At 63.8% G+C, this 15,077-nt stretch carries 17 protein-coding genes; 6 read left to right on the top strand and 11 right to left on the bottom strand.

Annotated features, from left to right (window positions below; translation table 11 throughout):
• Nucleotides 1-3 precede the first annotated feature (3 nt).
• Nucleotides 4-1,572 (top strand): glycosyltransferase family 39 protein, encoded by a 1,569-nt coding sequence (locus tag V1479_RS12375; protein ID WP_368803149.1) that lies wholly within the window; start codon nucleotides 4-6, stop codon nucleotides 1,570-1,572.
• Nucleotides 1,573-1,615: 43 nt separating this feature from the next.
• Here V1479_RS12375 and V1479_RS12370 read toward each other — a convergent pair whose 3' ends face one another.
• Entirely contained in the window at nucleotides 1,616-2,641 is a 1,026-nt protein-coding gene (locus V1479_RS12370) for a glycosyltransferase family 2 protein (RefSeq protein WP_368803148.1), read from the bottom strand.
• 135 nt (nucleotides 2,642-2,776) lie between these two features.
• Here V1479_RS12370 and ttcA point away from each other — a divergent pair, with 135 nt between their 5' ends.
• On the top strand, nucleotides 2,777-3,631 hold the full coding sequence (gene ttcA / locus V1479_RS12365) for a tRNA 2-thiocytidine(32) synthetase TtcA (protein WP_368803147.1): 855 nt from the start codon (nucleotides 2,777-2,779) through the stop codon (nucleotides 3,629-3,631).
• Here the strand turns inward: ttcA and V1479_RS12360 are convergent.
• The 5 genes from V1479_RS12360 to V1479_RS12340 all read right to left on the bottom strand — a co-directional run bounded on the left by V1479_RS12360 (nucleotide 3,628) and on the right by V1479_RS12340 (nucleotide 9,389).
• Nucleotides 3,628-4,869: a multidrug effflux MFS transporter gene (locus V1479_RS12360; protein ID WP_368803146.1), complete on the bottom strand. Its 1,242-nt coding sequence runs from the start codon at nucleotides 4,867-4,869 to the stop codon at nucleotides 3,628-3,630. The two genes, ttcA and V1479_RS12360, sit on opposite strands and share 4 nt — an antisense overlap.
• Before the next feature lie 106 nt (nucleotides 4,870-4,975).
• On the bottom strand, nucleotides 4,976-5,311 hold the full coding sequence (gene grxD / locus V1479_RS12355) for a Grx4 family monothiol glutaredoxin (protein WP_173191637.1): 336 nt from the start codon (nucleotides 5,309-5,311) through the stop codon (nucleotides 4,976-4,978).
• 87 nt (nucleotides 5,312-5,398) lie between these two features.
• The gene (locus V1479_RS12350; RefSeq protein ID WP_368803145.1) at nucleotides 5,399-5,632 is read right to left on the bottom strand and encodes a BolA/IbaG family iron-sulfur metabolism protein; all 234 of its coding nucleotides are present in this window, start codon (nucleotides 5,630-5,632) and stop codon (nucleotides 5,399-5,401) included.
• A gap of 14 nt (nucleotides 5,633-5,646) precedes the next feature.
• Nucleotides 5,647-7,848 carry a phosphoribosylformylglycinamidine synthase subunit PurL gene (gene purL / locus V1479_RS12345; RefSeq protein WP_368803144.1) on the bottom strand — a complete coding sequence of 734 codons (2,202 nt, stop codon included), beginning with the start codon at nucleotides 7,846-7,848 and terminating at the stop codon, nucleotides 5,647-5,649.
• 137 nt (nucleotides 7,849-7,985) lie between these two features.
• Entirely contained in the window at nucleotides 7,986-9,389 is a 1,404-nt protein-coding gene (locus tag V1479_RS12340) for an aminotransferase-like domain-containing protein (RefSeq protein ID WP_368803143.1), read from the bottom strand.
• Nucleotides 9,390-9,479: 90 nt separating this feature from the next.
• Between V1479_RS12340 and V1479_RS12335 the strand changes: the two genes are divergently transcribed.
• On the top strand, nucleotides 9,480-9,725 hold the full coding sequence (locus V1479_RS12335; protein ID WP_368803142.1) for a DUF1127 domain-containing protein: 246 nt from the start codon (nucleotides 9,480-9,482) through the stop codon (nucleotides 9,723-9,725).
• Between the two features lie 4 nt (nucleotides 9,726-9,729).
• On the opposite strand, the gene V1479_RS12330 is transcribed toward V1479_RS12335, so the two are convergent.
• The 4 genes from V1479_RS12330 to purC are packed head-to-tail and all read right to left on the bottom strand — an operon-like array spanning nucleotide 9,730 to nucleotide 11,849.
• A complete protein-coding gene (locus V1479_RS12330; RefSeq protein ID WP_368803290.1) occupies nucleotides 9,730-10,095 on the bottom strand; it encodes a hypothetical protein in 366 nt (121 codons plus the stop codon).
• Nucleotides 10,096-10,124: 29 nt separating this feature from the next.
• Nucleotides 10,125-10,793, bottom strand: a complete 669-nt coding sequence (gene purQ, locus V1479_RS12325) for a phosphoribosylformylglycinamidine synthase subunit PurQ (protein ID WP_368803141.1) — start codon at nucleotides 10,791-10,793, stop codon at nucleotides 10,125-10,127.
• A gap of 1 nt (nucleotide 10,794) precedes the next feature.
• Nucleotides 10,795-11,037, bottom strand: coding sequence for a phosphoribosylformylglycinamidine synthase subunit PurS (gene purS / locus V1479_RS12320; protein WP_368803140.1), 243 nt, complete (start codon nucleotides 11,035-11,037; stop codon nucleotides 10,795-10,797).
• 20 nt (nucleotides 11,038-11,057) lie between these two features.
• Nucleotides 11,058-11,849 (bottom strand): phosphoribosylaminoimidazolesuccinocarboxamide synthase, encoded by a 792-nt coding sequence (gene purC, locus V1479_RS12315; RefSeq protein ID WP_173191627.1) that lies wholly within the window; start codon nucleotides 11,847-11,849, stop codon nucleotides 11,058-11,060.
• Between the two features lie 260 nt (nucleotides 11,850-12,109).
• On the opposite strand from purC, the gene V1479_RS12310 reads away from it, so the two are divergent.
• On the top strand, nucleotides 12,110-12,430 hold the full coding sequence (locus tag V1479_RS12310) for a DUF1476 domain-containing protein (RefSeq protein ID WP_368803139.1): 321 nt from the start codon (nucleotides 12,110-12,112) through the stop codon (nucleotides 12,428-12,430).
• A gap of 109 nt (nucleotides 12,431-12,539) precedes the next feature.
• On the top strand, nucleotides 12,540-13,310 hold the full coding sequence (locus tag V1479_RS12305) for an HpcH/HpaI aldolase family protein (RefSeq protein WP_368803138.1): 771 nt from the start codon (nucleotides 12,540-12,542) through the stop codon (nucleotides 13,308-13,310).
• A gap of 4 nt (nucleotides 13,311-13,314) precedes the next feature.
• Here V1479_RS12305 and V1479_RS12300 read toward each other — a convergent pair whose 3' ends face one another.
• Nucleotides 13,315-13,863, bottom strand: coding sequence for an RBBP9/YdeN family alpha/beta hydrolase (locus V1479_RS12300; RefSeq protein WP_368803289.1), 549 nt, complete (start codon nucleotides 13,861-13,863; stop codon nucleotides 13,315-13,317).
• 141 nt (nucleotides 13,864-14,004) lie between these two features.
• On the opposite strand from V1479_RS12300, the gene V1479_RS12295 reads away from it, so the two are divergent.
• Complete coding sequence (locus V1479_RS12295; RefSeq protein WP_438620520.1) at nucleotides 14,005-14,901, top strand: VOC family protein; 897 nt, start codon at nucleotides 14,005-14,007, stop codon at nucleotides 14,899-14,901.
• Nucleotides 14,902-15,077 lie beyond the last annotated feature (176 nt).

The raw sequence follows: 15,077 nt of genomic DNA, 5'->3' as shown, positions 1-15,077 counted from the left end.
TCGATGGCGGAACCACGCACCGAACCGGTCTCCGCCATCGGCGCCCGAGGGCTTTCGAGCCCTCCGGGCGGTGTGTCGTTGTGGGTGCTGGTCCTGCTGGCCGTCTATGTCGGCTTCTGGACCATCCAGCGCGACTTCGCCCAGTACAATCTCGACCGCCACGGCGACATGGTCGAGAATTTTGCCTGGGGCATTACCTGGCAACTCGGATACCAGAAGCATCCACCGCTCTTCGGCTGGATCACGGCGCTCTGGTTCGAGATATTTCCGCGCACCAACGCGGCTTATTATCTTCTTTCCACCGTGAACATGGCCGTAACGGCATGGGCGATGTGGCTCGTGTCGCGACGGTTCCTGACGGAATGGCAGCAGGTCATCGCGGTAGCGATGATCTTCGTGATGCCGCCGCTCAGTTTTCACGCGCTGGACTACAACGCCAATGCGGGCATGATGCCCTTCTGGACGCTGGCATTCCTGTTCTATCTGCGGACGATCGAGAAGCAGCGACTGCTGGACGCCTGCCTGACCGGGCTGTTCTGCGGGCTGGCGATGCTGGCGAAATATCACTCTCTGGTGCTCGCTGCCTCGCTTGCCGCGCACATGATCTGGGATCGCGAGACGAGGCCCTTGCTGAAGACGGCGCTGCCGTGGGCAGCGACGGCAGTCGGTGCGTTCGTGGTCGCGCCGCATGCATGGTGGGTGGTTCAGTCGGGCTTCAGGACCGTTACCTACGCCGCCGAGCAGGGCGACGGAACCTTCATATCCGCGGTGGGCAGTGCTGCGGACTTCTTCATCGCGTTCCTGCTCTATTCGTTGCCTGGCGTGATCGTTGCGCTTCTCTACTGGCGCAAGCGGCCCGGCCGGGCGATCATCTCGATGCCGGAAGGCTGGCGCGGCCTGCCCGCGACCGTGCAGGGGCGTGCGCTGCTTTTCATCGGCCCCGGTTCGCTCGTGCTGACCGTCGTTTTCGCTCTTGTGCTGAGCGCGCAGCTGTCCTCGCTGTGGGTGATACCGTTCTTCTTCACCGTTCCTATCCTGCTCGCGCTTGCGGTCGCGCCGGGCAACGCCGTTCATATCTGGTATGCGGCGCCCGCTGCAGTGATCGTCTTCTGCGCGGCCATGGCGGCTGCGACACCATGGCTGCGCGGCGACCTGCTGGAGCGCGCGACGTCCAATACCGTGGAGCCGGTTGCCGAGCTTGCCGGCATGGTGCAGGAGCGCTGGCATGAGGAAACGGGCTCGCGGCTTGCTATTGCAGCATCGCCGGTCGATTTCCTGGCCAACAGCCTGTCTTTCTACGCTTCCGACACGCCTTACGCGGTCGAGGGCAACCTTGATACGTCGCCGTGGGTGACGCAGGCAGACATCGAGCGCCAGGGCGCCGTCTTCATCTGCCGCGCGCCATCGGACGCAAGTGGTTGCGATGCCGCCGCCGCGGGGCTTCTGGGGCGTGTCGATTCGACCACCGAGCTGACCATTCCCGCAGTGGAAGGTGCAGGCGGGCCGTCGCGCTGGGGGTACACCGTTTTCTTCCGCTATCCCGAGACGCCGGCACATGCCTCGGAAGGCTGAGGGTCTCGACCCGTCAGCCCGCTACATCGCCTCGGCCAGCCGTTTATCGTTCGCTTTGTTTCGCCGGTTTGCGGACCCTTGCACGCGACTTGGGCTTTTCAGAAGACGGGATGCCGTGAACGTCGCGCACGACGTAGAGCGGGCGGCCGCGCACCTCCTGCGAGATACGGCCGACATATTCGCCCATGATGCCCAGCGACAGAAGGTTGAGGCCGCCGAGAAGCAGTATGACGACCATTGTCGAGGCGTAGCCCGGTGTGTCCGCACCCCAGATCATCGTGCGGACGACGAGAAACCCTGCATAGATGAAGGCGCAGAGGCCGATCAGCAGCCCGGCAACGCTCCAGATGCGCAGTGGGGCGGTGGTCGATGCAATAAGCCCGTCGAGCGCAAAGCGGATCAGCCGGCGGTACGACCACTTGGTTTCGCCATGCAGCCGGGCAGGGCGCTCGTATTCGACGTCGACATTGCGATAGCCGACCCAGGAATAGAGCCCCTTCGTGAAACGGGACCCTTCGGCGAGCGTGTTCAACGCATCGACCACAGCCCGGTCGAGCAGCCGGAAATCGCCGACATTGCGCTTTATGGGAATGTCGGAGGCAGCATTGTAGAGCCTGTAGAAAAGCCTGGCGGTCGAGCGTTTGAACCAGGTGTCCTCGCGCCGGCTGGAGCGTACGCCGTTGACGACCTCCGCGCCCTTGAGCCAGGCTTCCACCATCGCGGGGATGACCTCCGGCGGATCCTGCAGGTCCACGTCCATTGGGATCACAGCGTCACCCTCCACGTGGCTCAACCCTGCCGCCAGAGCAGCCTCCTTGCCGAAGCTTCGCGACAGACGAATGAGCTTGATGGACGGATTGCGTTCGCCAGCCTCGATCGCGATACGGGCGGTGTCGTCCGAACTGCCGTCGTCGATAAAGACGATCTCATAAGGACGTCCGCCGAGCCTGTCGCGACAAACCGCCTCCAGAATCGGCACTGTGCGCTGGAGGAACGCGGGAATCGCGTCTTCCTCATTGAGCACCGGCACGATGACGGACAGGGCGGGGGATTGCGATGCTTTGGCCATGCGGGATTTGTTTCCAGAGGCTTCGTCCGGGGCTCTTAACAGCGGCCAGCTATCCCCGCAACAACCGTCTCCCGCGTTGCACGGCGCGGACGGCTGTGCTTTGTGGCCCAATCAGCAAACAGGCCTCGAGGCGAGATGCAGACGCTTGAATTGAAACAGCAGGAACCCGAGGAAAACGCTACGGCCGATTTCGCCCTGTTCCGCAACGCGCCGTCGTCGGTCGAGTTCAACAAGCTCCGCAAGCGGCTGCTGCGCGATACGCGACAGGCTCTCGAAGACTTCTCTATGGTGAAGCCGGGCGAACGCTGGCTGGTGGCGCTTTCGGGCGGCAAGGATTCCTATGGCTTGCTGGCGATGTTGCTCGATCTCAAATGGCGGGGGCTGCTGCCGGTCGAGCTTCTGGCCTGCAATCTGGATCAGGGGCAGCCGAATTTCCCCAAGCACATCCTGCCGGATTACCTCACCTCCATCGGGGTCGAGCACCGGATCGAGTATCAGGACACGTATTCCATCGTCACCGAAAAGATCCCGGAAAACCGCACCTACTGTTCGCTGTGCTCGCGGTTGCGACGAGGACATCTCTACCGTGTTGCGCGCGAGGAGGGCTGCGCCGCGCTGGTGCTGGGACACCACCGCGAGGACATTCTGGAGACGTTTTTCCTCAACCTCTTTCACGGCGGGCGGCTGGCAGCGATGCCGCCCAAGCTCGTCAATGACGAGGGAGACCTCACCGTCCTGCGACCGCTCGCCTACTGCGCCGAGGCGGATCTGGCACGATTCGCCGAGGCGATGGCGTTCCCGATCATTCCCTGCGACCTGTGCGGCAGTCAGGACGGGCTGCAGCGCAACGCGATGAAAGCGATGCTGGAGGATATCGAACGCCGGATGCCGGGGCGCAAGGACACGATGATCCGGGCGCTCGGCCATGTGCGGCCAAGCCATCTGCTCGACCGCACGTTGTTCGATTTCGCTGCGCTCGGCAGCAGCTAAACTGGCGGATTCTGGGACTGGAACAGCCGCCCCTTCTCTGCGATCAGCACCATGACGAGCGCGAAGGCGGCGGCAAAGAAATAGCCTGCCGCCATGGGCATGACCGTGCCGTCGAACGCCTGGCCGATCGTCGCCCCGATCAGCCCACCGCCGACCGTCTGCAGAAAGCCCTGGACGGATGATGCCGTGCCGGCGACATGGCCCAGCGGCTCCATCGCCAACGCGTTGAAGTTCGCGCCGATCCACGAAAACTGGACCATAGCCAGCGCGAAAATCGTCACGAAGGCCCACAACGGCATCGAGCCGAACAGGGTCAGCACGAAGGCAAACGCCGTCACTGCCGTGAAGCCCAGCAAGGCGCCGTGTGCAAGCCGCCGCATGCCGAAACGGCCGACCAGCCGCGAATTGAGGAACGACGAGACTGCCATGAGCCCGGCAACGGCGGCGAAATAGACCGGGAACATCGCGCCGACGTCGTAAATCCCCACATAGATCTGCTGGGACGAATTGATGAAGCCGAACAGCGCGCCGAAAATCGCGGTGAGTGCGATCGTGTAGCAGATCGCGGGGCGGTTGGTGAGCACGATGCGGAAACCGTCGGCGATCACCCTGGCCGTAAACGGGCGGCGGAATTCGTCATGGAGGGTCTCGGGCAGCCTGAAGAGCACCCAAAGCGTGATCGCAAGCGAAACGACCGTCATGAACACGAAGATCATGTGCCATTCCGAAAACAGCATGATGACCTGCCCGATGCCCGGGGCGATTACGGGCACGATCATGAACACCATGAACACCAGCGACATCACTTCGGCCATGGCGCGCCCGCCATAGACGTCGCGAACGACCGACATCGCGATGACGCGGGTCGAGGCAGCACCCAGGCCCTGAATGAAACGCATCGCCAGGAGGCCGGCGAAACTGGGCACGAAGACGCAGACTGCTGCCGCCCCGACATACACGAACAGGCCCACAAGCAGCGGTGTGCGGCGCCCGAAGCGGTCGGAGATCGGACCGAAGAAAAGCTGGGCGAGGCCGAAACCGGTGATGTAGGCGGTGATGACGTACTGGCGCGCGTTTTCATCGGCGACGCCCAGGCTGGCGCCGATCTCCTGCAGGCCCGGCAGCATGATGTCGATGGCGAGCGCATTGAGCGCCATGAGCCCGGCGGCGATGGCGATAAGTTCCCAGCGCGGGATGGCGAGCGCCGGCGTTGGCGCCGTCGAGGTTGTTTGGTCCATGGCGATTGTTCCAGACGATGATCGAAAAAAGAAATGCGCCGGCGGACCGGCGCATGCTCGTCGTGGAACCCCGGAAAGCCGGGATTCGGATATAATTAGAGGCGCGTCAGGCTGCGCCGCGGACGGTGACGCCCTTTTCGGTCATGAAGCCCTGAAGCTCTCCGGCCTGGAACATCTCGCGGATGATGTCGCAACCGCCGACGAATTCGCCCTTCACATAAAGCTGCGGGATCGTCGGCCAGTTGGAATAGTCCTTGATGCCCTGGCGAAGTTCGTCGGACGTCAGAATGTTGACGCCCTTGTAGTCGACGCCGAGGTAGTCGAGGATCTGCACCACCTGACCCGAAAAGCCGCACTGCGGGAAGCCGGGTGTGCCCTTCATGAAAAGCACCACGTCGTTGCTCTTGACTTCGTTGTCGATGAATCCGGCGATCTCGCTCATCTGGCTCGTCCTTTCTGGCCGGGTTCAAGGCCCGGCGGAATGTTTGGCTTGCCCCTATCTATTGCACAAGCGTGCGGGGCGCAATGTTCAGTCAGGTATGCTGGTCTGCAGCGCCAGGGCATGAAGCACACCACCCATGTTGCCTTTCAGCGCTTCGTAGACCATCTGGTGCTGCTGCACGCGGCTTTTGCCACGGAAGCTTTCGGCGACGACTTCGGCGGCATAGTGGTCTCCGTCGCCGGCAAGATCGCGGATCGTGACGACGGCGTCCGGAATGCCTTCCTTGATCAGCCGTTCGATCTCGTGCGCGTCCATTGCCATTGCAAATACCCCGTTTACTGCCCCATGAAAGCCGGAAACCAGCCTTCGTGCGCCGTCTTCAGTTCTGCTACCGATATGGCACGCGCCATGCCGAGCTTCAAGGATGCGCCGGCGGTCGTGCCGATCCGCACACAGGCGATGCCGGGTTCGGCGGCGAGCGCGGCGAATGCGTGTTCGGGCATCGTGAGCACGTAGCGCCCCTGATCCTCGCCGAAGAACACTTCGACCGCATTGCCTTCCGGCGCGGTGATCTCGGCGCCGATGCCGGAGGCCATCGCCATTTCGGCGAGCGCGACGGCGAGCCCGCCGTCTGAACAGTCGTGCGACGCGGTCGCGATGCCGCTGCGGATCAGCTCGCGAACGAAGTCGCCTGCGCGCTTTTCATGGGCCAGGTCCACAGGCGGCGGCGGGCCTTCGCGGCGCCCGAGAACGTCGCGCAGCAGCGCAGACTGGCCGAGATGACCGCCCCACGGTCCCGGCGCGCCGACCAGCACGATGGCTTCGCCCTCGGCGGCGAAGCCGACGCGCGCCATCTTCGACCAGTCGTCGATGAGCCCCACGCCGCCTATGGTCGGGGTCGGCAAGATGCCGCGGCCGCTGGTCTCGTTGTAGAGCGAGACATTGCCCGAAACGATCGAGAATTCCAGGGCGCGGCAGGCTTCGCCGATGCCCTTGATGGCATGCACAAGCTGCCCCATGATTTCGGGCCGCTCGGGATTGCCGAAATTGAGATTGTCGGTCGCAGCCAGCGGCAGCGCACCGGTGGCGCTGAGGTTGCGCCAGCATTCGGCCACGGCCTGCTTGCCGCCCTCGAAAGGATCTGCCTCGCAATAGCGGGGATTGACGTCGGACGAGAAGGCAAGCGCCTTCGTTTCGTGGCCTTCGACGCGCACGACGCCAGCATCGCCGCCCGGGAGCTGCAGCGAATTGCCTTGAATCAGCGTGTCGTACTGTTCCCACACCCAGCGGCGTGACGACTGGTTCGGCGAGCCGAGCAGCGAGAGAAGCGCATCGGCGATGTCGATATTCGGCAGATCGCCGCCCGAAAGCGGGGCAGGGACCTTCGGCTCCACCCACGGCCGATCGTATTCGGGCGCTTCGTCGCCCAGTTCCTTGATCGGAAGGTCCGCGACCTCCTCGCCCTGATGGAAGACGCGGAAGCGCAGGTCGTCGGTGGTCTCGCCGACAATCGCGAAATCGAGACCCCATTTGCGGAAGATCGCTTCGGCTTCCTGCTCCTTTTCCGGTCGCAGCACCATGAGCATGCGCTCCTGGCTTTCCGACAGCATCATCTCGTAGGCCGACATGCGCTCCTCGCGCACCGGCACCCTGTCGAGATCGAGACGGATGCCGAGGTCGCCCTTGGCGCCCATTTCGACGGCGGAGCAGGTGAGGCCCGCCGCTCCCATGTCCTGAATGGCGATGACCGCGCCGGAGGCCATCAGCTCGAGGCAGGCCTCCAGCAGACATTTTTCGGTGAACGGATCGCCAACCTGCACCGTCGGGCGCTTTTCCTCGATGGATTCGTCGAACTCGGCCGACGCCATCGTCGCGCCGCCGACGCCGTCGCGGCCGGTCTTGGCGCCGAGATAGACAACGGGGAGCCCGACGCCCGATGCCTTCGAATAAAAGATCGCATCCGTGTCGGCGAGGCCCGCGGCGAAGGCATTGACGAGGCAGTTGCCGTTATAGCGGGCGTCAAACTGCACTTCGCCGCCCACCGTCGGGACGCCGAACGAATTGCCGTAGCCGCCGACGCCGGCGACCACGCCTGAAACGAGGTGGCGGGTCTTGGGATGGTCAGGTTCGCCGAAGCGTAGTGCGTTCATGGCAGCGACCGGGCGCGCGCCCATGGTGAACACGTCGCGCAGGATGCCGCCGACGCCGGTGGCCGCGCCCTGATAGGGCTCGATATAGGAGGGGTGGTTGTGGCTCTCCATCTTGAAGACCACGGCCTGCCCGTCGCCGATGTCGACAACGCCGGCATTTTCACCGGGACCCTGGATGACGCGCGGGCCGGAGGTCGGCAGGGTCCGCAGCCACTTCTTCGAGGATTTGTAGGAACAGTGCTCGTTCCACATCGCCGAGAAGATGCCCAGCTCCGTGAAGCTCGGCTCGCGGCCGATCAGGTCGAGGATGCGCTGATATTCGTCCGGCTTGAGGCCGTGTGCGGCAACGAGTTCCGGCGTGATCTTGACGTCGTTGGGGATGGTCATAGGCAGCGGTCGGTTCCGGTGAGAAGGCCTGATGAGTCTCAGGGCTCCCCATAGCGCGTGCGGCTGCAAGGATACAGTCGTCTGGAGCCGAAAAACGTCGAAAACCGCAGAAATTGCTGCGTCTGGGTGCGGGGCGTTCAGCCGTAGCTGTCGTAACCCGCCATCGGATTGTCGAGCAGCGAGCGCAGTCGGTCAAAACCGTCCTCGGCGTCGGCACGCGGCAGCGACGAAAAGCCGACGCGCACGCGATGGTAAACCTGCTCGGTGCGACCGCTTTTGAATTCGTCCTCGTCGTCGATCAGCACACCCTCGTTGGCGGCAGCCTGTCGGAAGGTTCCGGAAAGCCATGGCTCCGCCAGTTTCAACCACAGGAACGGCGCGTGACCGTGGGAGGCAAAGTCGTGACCGGCAAGGCGCTCGCGGGCGAGCTTTTCGCGCAGCTGAAGCTCTGCGGAGACACGCGAGCGGATTGCATCGGCCTCACCCGAAAGCACAAGGCGCGCCGCAAGCTCGCACATCAGAAACGGGTTTCCGCCGGTCAGCATCTTGTAGGCGACCTGGACGCGTGGAGCCATGTGCGGCGGGCACGCGACCCAGCCGGCGCGAACGCCTGCGGCGACCGTCTTGGACAGGCCGCCGACGTGAAACGTCCGCTCCGGGGCCAATTCAGCGATCGAAACCGGCTGTTCTTCGAGCAGAGCGGCATAGATGGCGTCTTCCACCAGCCAGACATTGTGCTTGCGTGCGATTTCAACGATCGCCCGCCTGCGGCTTTCGGGCATGACCGTGAGGGTCGGATTGTGCAGACCGGGAATCAGGAAGGCCAGCTTCGGGTGCTGCTGCGCGCAGAGCCTTTCGAAATCGCCGGGGTCGGTGCCGTCGCCATCAGCACCGATGGAGACGATGCGCCGGCCGATGAGGTTGGCGCTGCGCGCGATCGACGAATAGGTGAGCTGGTCGAAGGCAATCCGGTCGCCCGGCGCCGTCACGGCGGCGATGACGGCCAGGATCGCCGCATGCCCACCGAGCGTAGGAACGATCGTATCCGGCGACGGCCGCCACGCGCCCGTCGTCAGCCAGCGGGTTCCCGCGTCGAGCCAATCGGGAGCAGGGGCCCGCACATAGTTCACGATGGCATCAGGATACTGACGGACGATCTGGTGACCAAGCTCGCCGATGATCGATGCCTGGCCCACCTCGGGCGCTGCGGTGCTGTCCATGCGCAGCTTGTCTTCGCCGGGAACGGCGCTGCGTGTGCCACCCAAGGAGATCGGTATTGGAACCGCATCGGGTTCGCCATGGCCGAGAACATATGTGCCGCGCCCGACCTCGCCGCTGACGAGCCCGCGCTCGCGCAGCAGACCGTAGGCACGGCCCACGGTTCCGATAGTCACACCGAGATCGTAGGCGAGGTCGCGCTGCGGCGGCAGCTTGGCGCCAGACGGCAGGACGCCCCGGCCGATATCGGCCTCGATGCGGTCGGCCAGACGCGCATAAAGCGGGCCGGAGCCGTGCGAGAGGTCTGGGAGCCAATTTGTCATGGTGTCAATTTAGTATATTGCACCCCATTGGGAGTCAATCCAAATACCGCATCCGGCCATCAAGCGCGGCTTGGACCAAGGACTGGCACAATGAAGACAATTCATGCAATGCAGAAGAACAATGCGCCAGAGATCGTCACTCTGCGCCGCTGGAGGCAAGAGTATCTACGCCGGGTCGCCGGCGCCTTCTGGCGCGCGATACGGGAGATTCGCGTTCGCGCCGAGCGTCAGCGCAGCCGTCGCCTTCTGCTTGAGATGACCGATGCGCAGTTGAGGGACATCGGCGTTTCGCGACCCGATGCAGCTAAGGAAGCCAGGCGGACGATCTGGGATTAGGTTTTCAGGCGCAGGCGCTGTCGCCGCCGGACCAGCGGCGCACGTCGCCCGCGATACGCGAGCCGTCCTGCTGTTCAAGCAGCGGACCGAAGGTGGTGACGGCGCCGGCGCTACCTTCCGCCTGAACCACCAGCAGCGGCTTGCCGCCGAAATTGCCCTTGGGAACCAGCAGGAAGCGCGGCCTGCCGCTGAACGAGTTCAGTTCGTTTGCAAAGCTGTAGTCGCGGAACGTCGGATCGCCGCTGGCAAACCAGCAACGATGGGCTGCAATCGCCACCTGCTCCATGTTGCGAAGAGCGGCACTTTTCCCCGTACTCGGTGCAGTTGGCTGGCTGGATTGCGACTGGCAGCCGGCGGCCAGCGCGAGCATGGTCAGAACAGCGACGCCGGCGGCCAGCTTCACGCAGCGGCTCCCAGCACACTTTCGAACAGCGCGCGCCCATCGTTGCCGCCGTGCGCGGCCTCGATCAGGTTTTCGGGGTGCGGCATCAGGCCAAGCACGTTGCCGGTCCCGCTCACGATGCCGGCAATGTCGTTGATCGAGCCGTTGGGGTTGGTCCCCTCGGCATAGCGGAACACGACCTGGCCTTCGCCCTCGATGCGGGCGAGCGTTTCCGGATCGGCGAAATAGTTGCCGTCGTGGTGCGCGACGGGGCAGCGGATGATCTGGCCCGGTGCGTAGCCGCTCGTAAAGGCGGTGTTGGCGTTTGCGACCTGAAGCTTCACTTCGCGGCAGACGAATTTCAGCGATGCGTTGCGCATCAACGCGCCCGGCAGCAGGCCGGCTTCGAGCAGAATCTGGAAGCCGTTGCAGACGCCCATCACCATGACGCCGCGTTTTGCCTGCTCGGCGACGGCGCGCATGACCGGCATGCGCGCGGCGATCGCGCCGCAGCGCAGGTAATCGCCGAAGGAGAAGCCCCCCGGAATGACGATCAGGTCGACATCCGGGATCTCGGTGTCGGTCTGCCAGACGGTCCGGGGCGGCTTGCCGCCGATCTTGGTCAAGGCCGCGATCATGTCGCGGTCGCGATTGAGGCCTGGGAGAAGGACGACGGCGGCTTTCACCTCAAGCGATCTCCACCTGATAGTTTTCGATCACCGTGTTGGCGAGCAGCTTCTCGCACATCGCTTTGAGGTCGGCCTCGGCCTTGGAGCGGTCGGCCCCTTCCAGTTCGAGGTCGAAGACCTTGCCCTGGCGCACCGAGGCGACGCCGGAAAAATCGAGCGCGCCGAGCGCGCCCTCGATTGCCTTGCCCTGCGGGTCGAGGACGCCGTTCTTGAGGGTGACGGTCACTCGGGCCTTGATCATATCTGCACGTTTCCCGGCGGTTAGTGGACGCTGCCCTTGTCGGGCTTGGACGAGACGAGAACAGGTCCTGTCGGGCGAGGCGGCTCGTTCTCGTTCATGATGCCGAGGCGGCGGGCCACCTCCTGATAGGCTTCGACGAGGCCGCCCATGTCGCGGCGGAAACGGTCCTTGTCGAGCTTGTCGTTGGTGGCGGTATCCCAGAGACGGCATGAATCGGGCGAAATCTCGTCGGCGAGAATGATCCGCATCATGTCGCCTTCGTAGAGGCGGCCGAACTCGACCTTAAAGTCAACGAGCTGGATGCCGACACCGAGGAAGAGGCCCGACAGGAAGTCGTTGACGCGGATGGCGAGCGCCATGATGTCGTCGATTTCCTGGGGGCTCGCCCAGCCGAAGGCCGTGATGTGCTCTTCGGAGACCATTGGGTCGTCCAGCGCGTCGGCCTTGTAGTAGAATTCGATGATCGAGCGCGGCAGAACTGTGCCTTCCTCGATGCCCAGCCGCTTGGCGAGGGAGCCGGCGGCGATGTTGCGCACCACCACCTCGAGCGGGACGATCTCCACCTCCTTGATCAACTGCTCGCGCATGTTGAGCCGCTTGATGAAGTGGGTCGGGATGCCGATGCGGTTGAGGTGGGTGAAGATGTGCTCGGAAATGCGGTTGTTGAGCACGCCCTTGCCGTCTACCACCTCGTGTTTCTTCTTGTTGAAGGCGGTGGCGTCGTCCTTGAAGAACTGGATCAGGGTGCCAGGCTCGGGTCCTTCATAGAGGATCTTTGCCTTGCCTTCGTAAATGCGTCGGCGACGGTTCATGGCGATCTCTGTCTTGCGAGCCGTGCGGGGCAGGGCTCCTGTTGCGAGGCCCGCGTGGCTCAGGCTTGCGGAATATAGCGGCTCTCTAGCGCAATCGCACGGTTTCCTCAATCGGCATTTCCCCGGCTGTCGACCTATCCAACGCCAAATGCCGCAGCGGCGAAGGCCAACTGCGTATTGACCGCGGGGCAGCCATTTGATTTGAGGAACTGGAACATAATTCGGCGTCCGGATTCGACGCCCAGCCGGAGGATGCACCTATGGCCAGCATGGACGACCGCAAGAAGGCATTCGAAAACAAGTTTGCCCACGACGAGGAACTGAAGTTCCGCGCCATGGCCCGCCGCAACAAGATGCTGGGCCTGTGGGCTGCCGAGAAGCTGGGCAAGACGGGCGAAGCCGCCGAGGCCTATGCGAAGGAAGTGATCAACTCCGACTTCGAGGAAGCGGGCGATCACGATGTCTTCCGCAAGGTGCGCAAGGATTTCGACGACGCGGGTGTCGACCAGTCGGATCACCAGATTCGCCGGACCATGGACGAACTGCTCGATCAGGCGATCGAACAGGTCCGTAAGTCCTGAACCACGATCGCGATGTATGAAGAACCGCCCGCTTGCCGGGCGGTTTTTCTTTGCCCCGTGGTCGGCGATCTGGTTCAATCGGGCCCCACGCCACGAGGATTTCTCATTCATGTCGCTCGCATCGCGCCTGTCAGCAGGCGAAACCGTATTCACCGCCTGGTCCGGGGTTCCCGACGCCTTCACCGTGGAGGCTCTGGCCGGCGGGCCATTCGATGCGGTGACGCTCGACATGCAGCATGGAGGGCACCACGAGGACAGCGTTCTGCGTGCGCTGCTGCCGATCACGGCGGCCGGCAAGCCGGGCCTTGTGCGCATTCCCGTGGGGCGGTTCGACATGGCCAGTCGCGCGCTCGATTTCGGGGCCGAAGCCGTCATCGCGCCGATGGTCAATTCGCTGGAGGATGCCAGGCTCTTCGCCGCGGCGATGAAATATCCGCCAGTCGGCCAGCGTTCGTGGGGGCCGACCTATGCGATGTCGCGCGGAAAGACTGCCGATTCGGCGGCCTGGCTGGCCAATGCCAATGCCGACACGCTTGCGCTTGCGATGATCGAGACGCGCGAGGCACTCGCCATCCTGGACGATATTCTGGCCGTGCCGGGCATCGACGGGGTGCTTGTGGGGCCGTCTGACTTTTCGATCGCCTGGAGCAACGGCGAAACGATGAACCCCGGCCTGGAAGACATGATGCAGGCGATCGGCGACATCGGCAGGCGCACGCGGGCCGCCGGCAAGCATGCCGCGATCTACGTCGTCGATCCGACGCTTGTCGGCCGCTATGTCGAAATGGGCTTCAGGCTGATCGCGATGGGCAACGAGGCGCGCTACATGGCATTGGGCGCAGGCATGCTGATCGAAGCCGCACGGACGTCGATCAAATAGCCGCTCAGAGCCTCGACATGAAATGCGCGAAGGTCAGCGAGCCTTCCGGCCACGGACCATGGCCCGATTCCGCGTTCAGGTGACCGGATTCGCCGGCGTCGATGAATAGCGAACCCCAGGCGGCCGCAATATCCTCTGCAACCTCGAACTTGCAGAACGGGTCGTTGCGGCTGGCGACGGTGATCGACGGAAACGGCAGTGGATCGCGCGGATAGGGCCCGAACGTCATCAGGTGCTTCGGGCGGATCGATGGGTTGGCAACATCGGGCGGGGCGACGAAGAACGCGCCGGCCACCGCCTTGCCGCTTTCAGCAAGTGCATGGATTGCCGTCGGGATGCCGAGCGAGTGGGCGACCAGCACGACGGGGCGATCGGCCTGGTCGATGGCGCGGGCCGTGGCCGCCACCCAGTCGTCGCGCACCGGCTTGGACCATTCGGCCTGCTCGACGCGGCGGGCGGTCGACAGCTTCTGTTCCCAGCGCGATTGCCAGTGGTCGGGCCCCGAGTTGGTGTAGCCCGGTATGATGAGTATGTCTGCGTCCTTGACCTTCATGGCCGGCCATGTAGCGAGCCTGCCGGCCGGTTGCAACCGTCGCCGGTGAGTGAACGGCGTGTCGCCCGAAGCATGCTTGCGCATCCCATGCCGGCGCACGATCTTTGCTGCGACCAACAACGTCTCGCGGGACATTGACGGATGAAACTCACGAGACGCCAGATGACGGGCGGCATCGCCGCGCTTGCAGTCACAGCAAGCGCCTTGCCGGCCCGAACGGAGACAGCAATGGAAAACCTTCCCTTTGCGGCCACCACCCCGGTGAGTATCGGCCGCGTCGGACTGATGGCGCGCGACGGCTCGCGTGTTGCCGATTACTACAAATCGGTCCTCGGCCTTACGGAGCTTCGCCGTGCCGGCAATGTCGTCGTGCTTGGCGCCGGCGATCGTGAATTGCTTGAAATCGAGGAATGGTCGGCGCTTCGTCAGGATGATCCGCGTTCCGCGGGACTTTTCCACACGGCCTTTCTGCTGCCGACGCGCAAGGATCTCGCGCGCTGGACCCGACATGCCATCGATACACGCATTCCGGTGGACGGTGCCTCAGACCACTTGGTGAGCGAGGCGATCTACCTGACCGACCCCGAAGGCAACGGCATCGAGATTTATGCCGACCGGCCGCGCGAAAACTGGATTTTCGACGGTCCGTCGGTGCGGATGGCCACCGATGCCCTCGACGTCGCCAATCTCATTGGCGAACTTTCAAGCGACGAGCCCGAATGGAAGGCTGCGCCTGACAAAACGGTGGTCGGCCATGTGCATCTGCGCGTCGGCGACGCCACGACCGCCGAACAATGGTGGAGGGAAGAGCAGGGTTTCGACACGATGCAGAGCCTTGGCGGGCAGGCGGTGTTCCTGTCTTCAGGCGGCTATCACCACCATATCGGGGCCAATTCCTGGCGGAGCAGGGGCGCAGGGCCGCGTGAAATGGATCGAACCGGGCTTGGCTTCGTGGAGCTGTTATCGAAGGACGCAACGGCGGAAACCGCTTCGCGCGACCCTTGGGGCAACGAAATCAGGGTGCTGCCCGCCGGGTAATGCTGCACCGGCGAGAGGAATATGTCGTGCGTCCTTCGAGGCTCGCTGCGCTCGCACCTCAGGATGAGGACGGTGGTCTGTCGAACCCGCAACGATGAGGACGGTGGTCTGGTCGAACCCGCAACGTGGCGGGCTCGAGGCATATCAACAAAACAGCCCTCAAGCCCGCGAGTTTG

The organism is Neoaquamicrobium sediminum (assembly GCF_040970315.1).
GTDB classification, from domain to species: Bacteria; Pseudomonadota; Alphaproteobacteria; order Rhizobiales; family Rhizobiaceae; genus Aerobium; species Aerobium sediminum.
The sequence above is the reverse complement of the archived record's forward strand: the minus strand, read 5'-3'. Positions and strand labels throughout refer to the sequence as shown.